Origin of the sequence: Stenotrophomonas bentonitica, from assembly GCF_002887735.1 — a bacterium.
GTDB lineage: Bacteria > Pseudomonadota > Gammaproteobacteria > Xanthomonadales > Xanthomonadaceae > Stenotrophomonas > Stenotrophomonas bentonitica_A.
In genome coordinates, this window is record NZ_PKQP01000004.1 from 109036 (window position 1) to 123174 (window position 14139).

General features: G+C 66.9%; 6 protein-coding genes. 4 read left to right on the forward strand and 2 right to left on the reverse strand.

The genetic code is table 11. The features are described from left to right. Window positions 1–128 precede the first annotated feature (128 nt). Window positions 129–2012, forward strand: a complete 1884-nt coding sequence (locus tag C0R07_RS09610) for a sigma-54-dependent Fis family transcriptional regulator (RefSeq protein WP_102788780.1) — start codon at window positions 129–131, stop codon at window positions 2010–2012. A gap of 19 nt (window positions 2013–2031) precedes the next feature. Here C0R07_RS09610 and eda read toward each other — a convergent pair whose 3' ends face one another. Together eda and C0R07_RS09620 are read right to left on the reverse strand one after the other, a co-directional pair. Further along, window positions 2032–2670: a bifunctional 4-hydroxy-2-oxoglutarate aldolase/2-dehydro-3-deoxy-phosphogluconate aldolase gene (eda, locus tag C0R07_RS09615; RefSeq protein ID WP_019184076.1), complete on the reverse strand. Its 639-nt coding sequence runs from the start codon at window positions 2668–2670 to the stop codon at window positions 2032–2034. Further along, the gene (locus tag C0R07_RS09620; protein WP_083298789.1) at window positions 2657–3673 is read right to left on the reverse strand and encodes a sugar kinase; all 1017 of its coding nucleotides are present in this window, start codon (window positions 3671–3673) and stop codon (window positions 2657–2659) included. The genes eda and C0R07_RS09620 overlap by 14 nt, the downstream gene beginning before the upstream one ends. 271 nt (window positions 3674–3944) lie before the next feature. On the opposite strand from C0R07_RS09620, the gene C0R07_RS09625 reads away from it, so the two are divergent. The 3 genes from C0R07_RS09625 to C0R07_RS09635 all read left to right on the forward strand — a co-directional run bounded on the left by C0R07_RS09625 (window position 3945) and on the right by C0R07_RS09635 (window position 14114). Continuing rightward, window positions 3945–6701, forward strand: coding sequence for a TonB-dependent receptor (locus C0R07_RS09625; protein WP_070472762.1), 2757 nt, complete (start codon window positions 3945–3947; stop codon window positions 6699–6701). Between the two features lie 263 nt (window positions 6702–6964). Continuing rightward, a complete protein-coding gene (locus C0R07_RS09630; RefSeq protein WP_102788781.1) occupies window positions 6965–10144 on the forward strand; it encodes a TonB-dependent receptor in 3180 nt (1059 codons plus the stop codon). 151 nt (window positions 10145–10295) lie between these two features. Further along, window positions 10296–14114 carry a LamG-like jellyroll fold domain-containing protein gene (locus C0R07_RS09635; RefSeq protein ID WP_174704351.1) on the forward strand — a complete coding sequence of 1273 codons (3819 nt, stop codon included), beginning with the start codon at window positions 10296–10298 and terminating at the stop codon, window positions 14112–14114. Window positions 14115–14139 lie beyond the last annotated feature (25 nt).

Sequence of the window (14139 nt, forward strand, 5' to 3'; positions counted from 1 at the left end):
GACTGGAGAGGGCCACTGAAACTGATGCAGTGCACCACGGCCGGTCATTGCGCGGTAACCCCGGGTGTGGTGTTTATCGGAACAGGCCCCGCTACAACTGTCGCAGATTGCGACACTGGAGAGTCCAGGTGTCCCAGCTTCCGCTCCAGCACCGTGTCGGCAATGCGCGCCGCTCGTTCTTCGAACGTGGCGCGGCACCGGTCGGTATCGTGCCCGACACCATCCTGCAGTCCTGGCAACGCTGCCAGCGCGGTGGGCTCTCGGTGGATGCGCAGCCGGAGGTCGAGCCACTGCCGGACGCGCGCCTGCGCGAACTGCGGCAACGCCAGGAAACGCTGTGGCGGTTGGCGCGGCCGGAGCTGGATGGCCTGGCCGCCGACATCGCCGCGACCGGCAGCATCGCGCTGCTCACCGACGAAGCCGGCTGGATCCTGGATGCGGAGGGCAACCCGGGTTTCCTCGACAAGGCCGGGCGGGTGGCGTTGATGCCAGGCGTGCGCTGGGATGAAACCACGGTGGGCACCAATGCGATCGGCACCGCCATCGTGGAAGGTCGCTCGGTGGAGGTGCGTGGCGGTGAGCACTACTTTGCCCCGCACGCGATCCTGACCTGTTCGGCGACGCCGATCTTCGATCCCTACGGGCAGCGCGTGGGGGTACTGGATATCTCCGGCGATGCGCGCCAGCAGCACCTGCATGCCCGCGTCCTGGCGCGGCAGGCGGTGGCGCACATCGAACACCGTTACTTCGAGGCAGGGCTGGGCGACTGCGAGGTGGTCCGCCTGCATCACGACGCCGGGCTGCTCGGCACCGCGCGCGAAGGCGTGCTGGGCTTCCGCAATGGCCGCCTGGTGGCCGCCAACCGTGCCGGGCTGGCCCTGTTCGGCCTGGACCACGGCGACATCGGCAGGGCGCCCTACGAGGCGTTGTTCGATGGCCCGCTGTCGCGGCTGCACGATGATGGCGCGCTGGTCGACCGCCAGGGACGCGCGCTGTATGGCCACGTGAGCCCGTCCGGTGGCGCCACGGTACGCTCGCCACTGCCCGCGCGGCCGACCCCCGCGGCACCCGCGCGCGCCGCCGCAGCTGCGGTGCGGGTGGACGCCACGCCGCTGTTCGATGCGGCCCAGCAGCAGGTGCTCGAGCGCGCCTGCCGCGTGCTGGATGCGCAGCTGCCGGTGCTGCTGCAGGGGGAGACCGGTACCGGCAAGGAAGTCTTCGCACGTGAGCTGCACCGGCGCAGTACGCGTGCCGACAAGCCGTTCGTGGCGGTCAACTGTGCGGCGCTGCCGGAAGGCCTGATCGAAGCCGAGCTGTTCGGCTACGAGGAAGGTGCCTTCACCGGCGCGCGCAAGAGCGGCAACACCGGCCTGCTGCGCCAGGCCCAGGGCGGGGTGCTGTTCCTCGATGAGATCGGCGACATGCCGCTGGCGCTGCAGCCGCGGCTGCTGCGCGTGCTGCAGGAGCGCACGCTGTCACCGCTGGGCGGCGGCAAGCCGGTGCAGCTGGATTTCGCCCTGATCTGCGCCACCCACCGCGATCTGGACCAGGCAATGGCCGCCGGTGATTTCCGCAGCGATCTCTACTACCGCATCGCCGATCACAGCGTGCGCCTGCCGGCGCTGCGCGAGCATGGCGACCGTACGGCGCTGGTGCAGGGCCTGTGGCAACGCCTTGGCCAGGGCCGGCAACTGGAGTCCGCCGCGCTGGAGGCGCTGGCCGGGTATGCCTGGCCAGGCAATGTGCGGCAGTTGTGCTCGTGCCTGCGCACGCTGGTGGCGCTGAGCGATCCGGGCGAGGTGATCCTGCATGGGATGCTGCCGGCCTATCTGCACAGGGTGCACGCAGCGGTGATGCCATCCACGGCAGAGGGGCTGGAGGCGATGACCGAAACCGCCATGCGCGATGCGCTGCGCGCCAGCCATGGCAATGTCGCCCAGGCCGCGCGCGCGCTGGGCATCAGTCGCAGCACCCTGTATCGCCGCGTCGGGGCGACGGCCCGCCGCCACTGAGGCGGCAGGCCGTGCGGGCTCAGCCGACCAGCGCGGCCGAATCGCGCGCGAGCTGCTCGATGCCGGCCCAGTCCCTGGCCTGCAGCAGCGCCCGCGTGGTGAGCCACGAACCGCCCACGCACAGCACGTTGGGCAGATGCAGGAAATCGCGCGCGGTCTGCGCGCTGATGCCGCCGGTCGGGCAGAACCGCACATCGCCGAACGGGCCGTTCCATGCCGACAGCATGGCCGCGCCGCCGGCCTGCACCGCCGGGAAGAACTTGAAGGTATCCAGGCCCTGCTCCAGGCCGAGCATCAGCTCCGACGAGGTCGCCACGCCCGGCAGGAACGGCAGATCGGTATCGCGCGCGGCGGCGTACAGGCGCGGGGTCGCGCCCGGCGATACCGCAAAGCGCCCGCCCACCTGCTTGACCTTCTCCATCTGCGCGGCGGTCAACACGGTACCGGCGCCGACCACGGCATCGGGCACGGCCTCGACCATCGCCTGGATCGCCTCCATCGCCATCGGCGTGCGCAGCGTCACTTCGATCACCGGCAGGCCGCCGTTGAACAGGGCACGCGCGACCTCGACCGCATCCTCGACATTTTCCGGGGTGAACACCGGAATCACCGGGGCCAGTTTCAGGACTGCGCGTACGCGCGGATCAGCGCCGGACATCGAATCGCTCCTCGCCCGTGAGGGCCATGACGTCAGCCTCGCTGACAGGGTTGAAATCGCCGGGGATGGAATGCTTCAGGCAGCCTGCGGCGAGGCCGAAACGCACGATCGCGTCCGGCGCGAAGCCGCGCATCATGCCATGCAGGATGCCGGCGGCGAAGGCATCACCGCCGCCGATGCGGTCCACGATGCCGATCATTTCGCGGGTTGGCGCCACCGCGCGGGTGCCATCACGGCCGATCAGCATCGCCCCGAGTGCATGGTTGTCCACGCTGTGCGGGGTGCGCTGGGTGCAGGCCATCCACTGCAACCGCGGGAACGCGGCGAAGGCCTGCGCCGCGGCCGCATCGACGCGCTCACGCACATCGGCCTGCTCGAACGCACCCCCGAGCACCACGCCGATATCGCGGTAGTCAGCGAAGACGAGATCGGCGCAGGCGAACAATTCGCGCAGGATGCCAGGCGCATCGCCCTGCCAGCGCGCCCACAGCGACGGGCGGAAGTTGCCGTCGAAGGACACCTTCACGCCGCGCGCGCACGCCGCACGGGCTGCGGCCAGCGTGGCCTGGGCCATCGCCGGGTTGAGCGCCGGGCTGACCCCGGACAGGTGCAGCCAGTCGGCGCCGGCCAGCAGCGTGTCCCAGTCGTAGTCGGCGGGACTGCTGTTGGCGAAGGCCGAATCGGCGCGGTCGTAGACCACTTCACTGGCACGCTGCACGGCGCCGGTGGTCAGGAAGTACAGGCCCATCCGGCCGTCGGTGCGCCGCACGGCGGTGGTGTCCACGCCGTGGCGGCGCAGCTCGCCCACGGCGTACTCGCCCAGCGGGTTGGCCGGCACCGTGCTGACCGCGGCCACTGCATGCCCCAGATGGGCCAGAGAGACACCGACATTGGCCTCCGCACCCCCGGCGTGCACGGCCAGCTGCGGGCTCTGCAGCAACAGCTCCCGGCCGGGGGCGCTCATGCGCAGCAACAACTCTCCGAAACAGACAACACGACTCATGGTCTTGGATCCTTGTGAGGGCCGCAGACGCCGCAAGGACGCCCAGCAGCAATGGCTAGCGGTGTCATTCTAGCGATGGACGCCGCCCCGTCCACCTGTCCCGAATGTCGGAACCATTGTCCTGCAAGCGTCTGCGGGACATTGAAAGTCTGCTGCGGTGCAAGATGCCGGATCAGTAACGGGCTGTTAACGTCCGCCCTGACCAGCGGTGTCATTGCACTGACATGTCGTTGGATAGCTGTTTCATGTAGCACCTTGGGAGAGGGAAAACATGCAAGTCCAGAACACGCAGAAAAAGACACCGGTTACCTTGCTCGCATTGTCGATCGGCCTGGCGCTGAGTGGTACCGCGCTGGCCCAGGATGCGGGGACCAACCCCACCGACCTGGATACCGTCACCGTCACCGGCTACCGCGCCAGTGTCGAGAAGGCGCTGGACATCAAGCGCGGCGAAGCCGGCGTGGTCGATGCCATCGTCGCCGAGGATATCGGCAAGTTCCCGGATCTGAACCTGGCCGAGTCGCTGCAGCGCATTCCCGGCGTGGTCATCACCCGTGAGGCCGGCGAAGGCCGCAACATCTCGGTGCGCGGCCTGGGCCCGGACTTCACCCGCGTGCGCATCAACGGCATGGAAGCGCTGACCACCGTCGGCGCCGGCGACCAGAGCGGCGGCACCAACCGTGGCCGTGGCTTCGATTTCAACGTGTTCGCCTCGGACCTGTTCTCGCAGTTGATGGTGCGCAAGACCGCCTCGGCGGACGTCGAGGAAGGCTCGCTGGGGGCCACGGTCGACCTGCGCACCGCGCGCCCGTTCGACTATGACGGCTTCACCTTCGCCGCCAGCGGCCAGGCCGGCTACAACGCGATGGCCGAAAAGGCCGACCCGCGCATGGCCGCGCTGATCTCCAACACCTTTGCCGACGGCACCTTCGGTGCCTTGTTGTCGGTGGCCTATTCCGAGCGCCAGGCGCTGGAAGAGGGCTCCAACACCGGCCGCTGGGCCAACGGCCCGAGCAACGGCAACTTCAACGCGGCCTCGCCGTTCGCCGCCGCCCGTTCGGCCGACGTCTACCACCCGCGCTTCCCGCGCTACGTGCAGATGGAGCATGAGCAGAAGCGCCTGGGCGTGACCGGCACCCTGCAGTGGAAGCCGAGCGACGCCACCGAGTTCTCGCTGGATGCGCTGTATTCCAAGATCGATGCGACCCGCGACGAACACTACATCGAGGCGATCTCCTTCAGCCGTGGCACCAGCACCACGCCGCGCCTGGTCGGCAAGCCGGCGATGATCGTCAAGAACGGCGCGATCGAAAACAACGCGCTGGTCTACGGCGAATTCGACAATGTCGACATCCGTACCGAAAACCGCCATGACGAGTGGAGCACCGAGTTCAAGCAGCTCAGCCTCAATGGCCAGCACCGCTTTGGCGATGACTTCACCTTGTCCGGCAAGGTCGGCATCTCGCGCTCCAAGCACGAGAACCCGGTCCAGACCACGATCATCATGGACAAGTACGACGTCGACAATTACAGCTACGACTACCGGGGCAACAGCCGCTTCCCGACGCTGAACTACGGCATCGACCCGACCAACCCGGCGGGCTGGGAACTGGCGGAAATCCGCCTGCGCCCGCAGTACGTGGACAATGACTTCGATACCGGCCAGCTCGACTTCAACTGGAACATCAGCCCGGGCTTCCGCCTGAAGGGCGGCGTGCTGGCCAAGGACTACACGTTCAAGACCACCGAACTGCGCCGTGCCAGCGAACTGGCCGTGCCCAACTTCGCCGATGGCACCAAGATCGTGCCGGTGGACATGACCGAGCAGGCCGGCCTGAAGGGCATCAACGGCAGCCCGTCCAACTGGGTGGTGCCGGACCTGAACGCGATTGCCGATCAGTTCGACATCTACAGCAACAGCGGCATCTTCGCCGTCGCCCCGCGCGCCAACAACGTGCGCAGCGTCGAAGAGAAGGACCGTGGTGCCTACCTGATGGGCGAGTTCTCCACCGAACTGGGCAGCCTGCCGCTGTCGGGCAACGTGGGTGTGCGCTACGTGCGCACCAAGCAGAGCTCCACCGGCCTGTCCACGCTGGCCACCGGTACGGTCTCCACCACCGAGAACCGCACCTACAACGACACCCTGCCCTCGTTCAACCTGGTGGCTGAAGTCACCCCGGACTTCCTGATCCGCCTCGGCGCGGCCAAGGTGATGAGCCGCCCGGGCCTGGGCAGCCTGACGCCGGGCGCAACGGTGGCCGTGGCCGGTGGTGCGCGCACCATCTCCAGCGGCAACCCGGACCTGGAGCCGATCCGCGCGACCAACGTCGACCTCGGCTTCGAGTGGTACTTCGCCGAAGGCGCGATGGCCGGCATCGGGCTGTTCTACAAGGACATCGAGAGCTTCGTGCAGACCACCCGCGAAGTGCGTCCGTACTCCGACAGCGGCCTGCCCGCCTCGCTGCTGATCGGCACCGGTGCCTCGCCCGCCGACGACTTCACCTACAGCCGCCCGGTCAACACCCCGGGCGGTGAACTGCACGGCGTGGAAGCCAACTACACCCAGCCGTTCACCTTCCTGCCGGGCAAGTGGTCCAACCTGGGCGTGCAGTTGAACTACACCTGGGTGGAATCGCAGATCCAGTACCTCAACGCGGCCGGCCAGCCGGTGATGAAGACCGACCTGACCGGCCTGTCCAAGTCGTCCTGGAACGCCACGCTGTTCTACGAAGGCAAGGTCTTCTCCGGCCGTGTCTCGGCGACCAACCGCGATGACTACCTGACCCAGGCACCGGGTACGGAAGCCGGCTTCAACCTCGACGGTTACCACGGCATGACCGGCACCACCGTCATCGATGCCTCGATCCGCTACACGATCAGCGACCAGCTCGAACTGAGCCTGGAAGGCATCAACCTGACCAACGAAGCTTCCGACGAGTGGGTCTACTCGCCGGCCACCGGTCGGCTGCCGCTGCAGTACACCGAAACCGGCCGCCAGTTCCTGCTCGGCGTGCGCTACAAGTTCTGATTCAACGGCAGTACCCGCCGGCGGCGTGAGTGATCACGCCGCCGGCTGCGCGCGCGCCGCCATCGTTGCCATCCCACGACTCTCACCAGCGAATGCACGCTGCTGCGGCGCAAGATGCCGCCGCGTGAATGGTTTGTTACGTTTCGGATGACCAGCGGTGTCACCGCGGCAATGCGCGCTGGACGCTCCGGGGGAGGCCGGACGTCATGACTCATCAACATCACGGTCGCATGGCGGCGAACCCTGGGAGGGGCTTACACACGATGGAACGACTCGACACCCGCAAAAAGACACCGGTTACCTTGCTCGCAGTATCGGTCGCCTTGGCGTTGCAGGGCGTGGCTGGCATCGCCGCGGCACAGCAGACGCCGGAACAGGCCGCGTCACTCAACGCGGTCGATCTGGACAAGGTGGAGGTCAAGGCGACCTACCGCGAAAGCCTGCAGCAGTCGCTGGATGAAAAGCGCTACAGCGTCGAGCAGGTCGATGCGATCTACGCTGAAGACATCGGCAAGTTCCCGGATCTGAACCTGGCCGAGTCGATGCAGCGCATCGCCGGCGTCTCGATCGACCGTGAAGGCGGCGAAGGCCAGCAGATTTCCGTGCGCGGCCTGGGCTCGGACTTCACCCGCGTGCGCATCAACGGCCTGGAAGCGCTGTCCACCGCAGGCAGCGGCACCACCGGCGTCAACCGCAGCCGCGGCTTCGACTTCAATACCTTCGCCTCGGAGCTGTTCAGCCGGGTCAAGATCAACAAGACCCAGTCGGCGCAGACCGATGAGGGCTCTCTCGGCGCCACTGTCGACCTGCGCGGCTCGCGCCCGTTCGATTTCGAGGGCTTCCAGGCCTCGCTCGGCGGCCAGTACGGCTTCAACGAACTCTCCAGGAACAAGGACCCGCGCATCTCCGGGCTGATCAGCAACACCTGGGCCGACGGCCGGGTCGGCGCGCTGATGTCGGTGGCCTACAGCAAGCGCACCATCTTCGAAGAAGGCTACAACCCGGTCCGCTGGGAGCACGGCAACTACCGCAACTCCAACCAGAGCACCGCGGCCAACAACGGCACCTATGGCTTCTGCAGCCCGGCCGGCTACGACCCGCAGACCCCGCGCAACCCGCTGGCCAATGAAACCGCCGCCGGTGTCGGCAGCGCCGCCAACCAGGCGCGCAGCAACGGCTGGGGCAGCTACGGCATCGATGCGACCCACTGCGGCCCCGGCCTGGATCGCCCGGCCGCGACCGCCGAGAACATCGCCGCCTACGAGACCGCGACCAACGCCTGGATCCCGCGTTACCCGCGTTATATCCGCACCGAACATGAGATCGAGCGCCTGGGTGTCACCGGCGCAGTGCAGTTCAAGGTCAGCGACGACACGCAGTTGAACCTGGACATGCTGTACTCCAAGCTCGACAAGAACGTGCGCGAAGACTCCATCGGCGCCAACCTGCATCGCACCGCGCAGTACGGCGGCAAGACCCAGATCGTGGTCCGCGAAGCGCATGCCGATGAGCAGAACCGCCTGACCTACGGCGTGTTCGACAACGTCGACTTCCGCACCGAATCCACCGCCATCGAAGAAAGCACCGAGTTCAAGCAGTTCAGCCTGAACCTGGAGCATCGCTTCAACGATGCGGTGCGCCTGGATGCCGTGGTCGGCCACTCCGAGTCGAACTATGAGCGGCCGGTCTTCTCGATGGTCAGCTTCGACAACAGCAACCTGGACGGCTTCGTGCTGGACATGCGCAACGGCAAGGTGCCGGCGATGTCCTTCCCGTTCGATCTCAACGCCGTGGACAACTGGAAGTGGCTCGGCTACGGCAGCACGCCGGTCAACGCCAACGGCACCGCGCGTGGCGGCAACATCAGCGAAGTGCGCTTGAATCCGCAGTACGTCGACAACGCCTTCGACACGGCCAAGGTCGATCTGACCTTCGATATCAGCCCCACCTTCACCCTGCGCGGCGGTCTGGCCTTCAAAGACTACGACATGAGCACGCAGGAGTTCCGCAACATCAGTTACGGGCGCCTGTCGCAGGCACTGCCGGCCGGCGTCACCGTGGGTGACCTGAGCGATACGCTGAGCGGCTTCGGCAAGGGCATGGACGGCAACCTGCCCAACAGCTGGCTGGTGCCGGACTTCAACCAGATCGCCAAGCTGCTGGACATCTACTGCAACTGCGACACCGGTACCCTCGGCGGCGACTACCGCCTGGCCAGCGTGGGCCACTTCGGCGCGTCCAACAACAACTTCGACGTCAACGAGAAGAGCTACGGCAGCTACCTGCAGCTCGACTTCAACACCGATCTGCTGGGTCGTGCGTTCCGTGGCAACCTCGGCGTGCGCTATGTGCAGACGCGGATCACCGCCGATGGCTATGCGCCGTGCACCGCGGCCAATGCGACCGATCTGTCTTCGGCCTGCGCGCCGTTCTTCGGCGTGGCCAGCGCCACCGCCGATCCCGGCGAGCGCCTGCAGGTCGCCACCCGGGTCGGCCACAAGTACGACGACTGGCTGCCCTCGCTGAACCTGGCCTGGGACCTGAGCGATACCTTCGTGCTGCGCTTCGGCGCGGCCAAGACCATGGCCCGCCCGACCCTGTCCAACCTGTCGCCCAGCGTCAGCGGGGGACCTACCGCGTACTTCGATGACGACCGCAGCTACTCGATCAACCTGGGCAACCCCAAGCTCGATCCGTTCCGCTCGACCAACTACGACCTGAGCGCGGAGTGGTACTTCGAGGAAGGGGCGCTGCTGTCGGCGGCACTGTTCTACAAGGACATCGACAGCTACGTGCAGCGCACGCGCCTGCTCACCACCTGGGCGGACATGGGCTACTCGCTGGACCTGCTGCCGACCGGCTTCAGCCCGGACACCGTGTTCAACGTGCAGAGCTACTTCAACACCCCGGGCGGCCCGCTCAAGGGCTATGAAGTGTCCTACCAGCAGCCTTTCAGCTTCCTGCCCGGCTTCTGGAAGAACTTCGGCGTGCAGCTGAACTACACGCACGTCGAGTCGAAGATCAAATACATGTTCAGCTCGGGCACCGGCAGCACGATCGTCACCACCTACACCGAGAACGACCTGCTGAACCTCTCGCCGAACTCGTACAACGCCACCCTGTACTACGACGACGGCCGCTTCAGCGCCCGCGTCTCCACCAGCTACCGCGACGCGTACATCAGCACGATCCTCTCGCAGGAGAACGTGTGGGACCTGGACGGCAACCAGTTCGCCACCGCCGACGTGCAGGGCAAGTACAGCGTGGAGAACGTGGACTTCAACATGTCCTACAAGGTCAACAAGAACCTCTCGCTGACCTTCGAGGCGATCAACCTGCTCGACACCGCCGACGAGCGCTACGTCGATTCAGCGCTGTCGCTGCCGGATCGCTACACCCATACGGGCCGCCAGTACTACCTCGGCCTGCGTTACAAGTTCTGACCGTGCTGCGTCTTCCGCCACAGGTATCGCGCCCGCTTGCATCCTTCTCTCCGGGATGGCGGGCGCGGTGCCGGGGCGGGAGGCCACCGTGAGCGGCTGACCCCCGCTGCTGGTTCCGCTGTACTGTTTCTGCTGTCGAAAGGAAGGTCTCATGCATCGCGTTGTCGCCGCCTCGATCCGCCCCTCCCGCCTGTCCGCCAGCCTGCTGGCGCTGCTGCTTGCGGGCAGTGGCACCGCCTGGGCGCAGACCGCGCCCCAGCTGCTGTTCCACGTGTCGGCCGACCAGGGCCTGCAGGCCGATACCGCCGCGGGCGACCCGGTCCCCAACTTCGTGGACAAGGTGAAGCGGGTTCCCGACGGGGCGCATGGCAGTGCGATCGAATGGGCCGATGACGGCGTGCTGTCGTGGAATGCCCCCGGCAACATCCAGGCCCAACGCGGTACGCTGGGCTTCTTCTGGCGTTCGCGCTACGCGGTGGGTGAAGCACCGTTCGTGATCTTCCGGGTTGGTTATGCCGACCACAGCAGCTGGGACATGGCCTGGCTGCGCATCGACTGGAACGGCCACGGCTTCGATGCCTTCGTCACCGATGCCAACCTGGCGCGCACCCGCGTGTCGTTCAAGCTCGACCAGAACCCCTCGCCGCAGCAGTGGCAGCACATCGCCTTCGGCTGGGACGAAAACCACGGCGTGCGCCTGTACGTGGACGGCAAAGAGGTTGCCCGCCAGGAGACCACCGCCGACTACGACGCCGCACTCGATCAGCTCGGCCTGGCCGGACGCGTGATGGCGCCCTACCAGGTGCAGAGCCGCTACAACTTCCTGCGTGGCAGCGATTTCGACGAGATCCGCGTCTACGACCGTCTGCTCGATCCGGCCGGCATGGCCGCACTGGCCCGGAATGCTGCCCCGACCACGGCCGTGGCCGCGCCTGACCCGATGCGCGCCTGGCGCCATCGCCATGGGTGGGAGGCCACGCCGCCGCCGGCATTGAGTGCCCCGACCACCACGATCCGCAAAATCGAATTCGCCGATACCAAGGACCACAAGCAGTGGATGTGGAAGGCGACCGACGGCATCGCCGAGACCACCTGGCCGGGCGTCTACAACCGCTCGCGGCTGGCCGGACGGGATGATTACTTCCAGCTGCCGGACTGGAATACCTATGTCGAGGGTGGCCAGCAGCTCGACCTGACCCTGCCGGCCGGTGAAACCGTCAACCGCATCGAAGTGCGCGGTGCAGCGTTTGGCGGGCTCAGCCACAGCGTGGACGGCCAGCCGGCACAGACCCTGTTCCAGCGCCCGCAGGGCGTGGTCCGCAGCGTCAACAGCATTCCAGCCCAGGACGGCGGCGTGCTGCACTTCCGCAATACCGCGCAGGAAACCCCGATCCAGGAAATCTGGGCCTACCAGGTCAGCGACGCCGCCGAGCCGGAGGGTACGGTCAAGCAGCGCTACCTGATCGACAGCCAGGCGCTGCCGGATTACACCAACATCGCCGCACTGCGCGAGTACATCGACGGCCGCTACCCGGCGGCCGAACGCAGCACGGTGATGGCGCTGCCCAAGGGCGCCGGCTCGCGCAAGCGCACGGCCGACACGCTGCCCGCGCAGCCGATGCCGATCGTGCACGTGCTGATTCCCTCCGGCGTGAGCGACGCGCCGGCCGCGCAGCCGCTGATCCGCAGCTGGGCACACAGCTGGGAGAACATGCATGACGGCCTGGATGGCATCGCCATCGATCTGCCCAAGCTGGATCTGCCGGCCACGCAGGACGGCCTGATCCCGCTCAACATCCGCATCAAGGACCCGATCTGGCCGGCGCGCGACATGATCGACGTGTCGGTCTCGGTCAAGCCGGGCCAGAAGCGCACCCTGTGGCTGGACCTGCGCGATCGCATCCTGACCGCCGACAGCCTGTGGATCTCCATCGCCTCTGCGGCGCCCGGCTTCAATGCGACCTCGCTGGATGGTGCGGAAATCCGCATGGTCTACAAGGACCGCGAGGAGGCGAAGAAGGAACACATCGCCGACCGCTTCAATCAGGTACGCGACAACTGGGGCTTCCTGGTCGAAGAGCACACCACCTCCAAGCGCCAGCGCCTGTATGCGCGCGTCTATGCCGACCTCAGCGATCTGCTGCGCGTCGATCCGGACCACGAACTGGGCCGGCTGTACTGGAACTACATCAGCTACAACAGCCAGGGCAAACCGCCGTTCACCCAGCCCGACGCGCCCAAGGGCGTACCGCTGTGGGCCTTCCGCCAGACCGAAGACCTCAAGTACGTACGCCGCTTCATCGACTGGTGGATCGACAACCGCCAGATTGCGTACGGGGATTTCGGCGGGGGCATTTCCGATGATTCCGATCTCACCCAGCAGTGGCCGGGCCTGGCCCTGATGGGCGTGCAGCCGGACAAGCTCAATGCCTCGCTGACCGCGCTGTCCGATGCGGTGTACCGCAATGGCATGTTCAGCAATGGCTTGAGCACCATCGAGACCGACGAGCTGCATGCCTACGAGGAAGGCATCAACACCAACAGCGCGATGCTCTACCTCAACTGGGGTGATCCGCTCACCGTCGAGCGCCTGATGGAAACGGTGAAGGCCTTCGATGAACGCATCATCCTGCCCAATCCGCAGGGGCATCTGCTGTTCTCCAGCAACTGGTTCGGCGGCAACAAGGTCTACCGCGAGCCGAACTGGCAGTGGCAGAAACCGTACTCCTTCCCGGTGCTGCACCCGGCGTTCCTGATCGGGCAGTACAACGCCGACCCGACCGGCCGAAAGCTGGTCACCGGCCTGGCCGACAGCTACCTGGCCCACGCCTACACCGACGACAAGGGGCGCTGGGCGCTGCCGAACGAGATCCACTGGGCGACCGGCAAGACCCGCGGCGGCGAGCTCAACAACGGCTCGGGCAGCGGCGACATCATGCACACCTTCTGGGCGGCATGGCGCTGGACCGGCGATGACAAGTACCTCAAGGCGCTGGACTACCGCGTGGAGCGCGGTGGCCCGGGTGCCTTGTCCAACCTGGGCGAGAACTACGTCGAGGCGCTGGGCCGCGGTGCCGAGTGGAACCCGCGCTTCATCAGCGATGCCGACGGTGGCAACACCGGCTTCTCCAGTCTGATGGCGTGGCAGGCCACCGGCGACAAGAAGTACCTGGAGGCATTGCACGCTGATGGCATCCAGGCCAAGGCCCAGCGCGAGTACATGAACACCGAAGGCCACTGGTGGTCCGACCGTGTCGAGGCGCCGAGCGAGTTCCTGCAGCGCGCGCGGTTGGGCGGTATCGCGCTCAAGCGCAACCAGAGCTGGCCCGGCCACACCGTGAGCTGGCGCTTCGCCCAGCCGGACGCGGCCGAACAGGTGGCGCTGCTGGTGCACGCGCCTTCGCCGGACCGCTTCAAGGTGATCGCCTACAACCTGGGCACGCGCGCGGTGGACGCGGAGATGAGCACCTGGAACGTCACCGCCGGGCAATGGCGGATGACCAGCGGCGTGGACCGCGACGGCGATGACCGGATCGACGGCAAGGCGACGACGCGCGATCTGGCGCTGGAACGCAGTGCCTCGACCACGCTGCGCTTCGCGCCGGGGCAGAGCCAGGTGTTCGAGTTCGAGCTGGTGCAGGCCGGCACGCCGGTCGAGCAGCGGGCCGACCTCGGGATCGGGCGGAGCGATGTCCGCGTGGAGGGCGGCCAGGTGCAGGTGACCGTGCACAGCCTGGGCCACGTCGCGACCAGCGTGGGCGTGGCGGTGCTGGAAGATGCCAAGGGCCGTGCGCTTGCCCGGGTGGAGATTCCCAGCCTGCCCGCGCCGAGCGATCTGGTGCCGAAAACCACCACGATCAGCCTGCCGCTGCCGGCCGGGGATCATAGTGGGCTGCGCGTGCGTGTCATGCAGGCCGATGGCGCCGCCGAGGTGACCCAGCGCAACAACCTGGTGGTGCTGGACCGGTAGTGCCATGCCATGCATGGCAGCGACG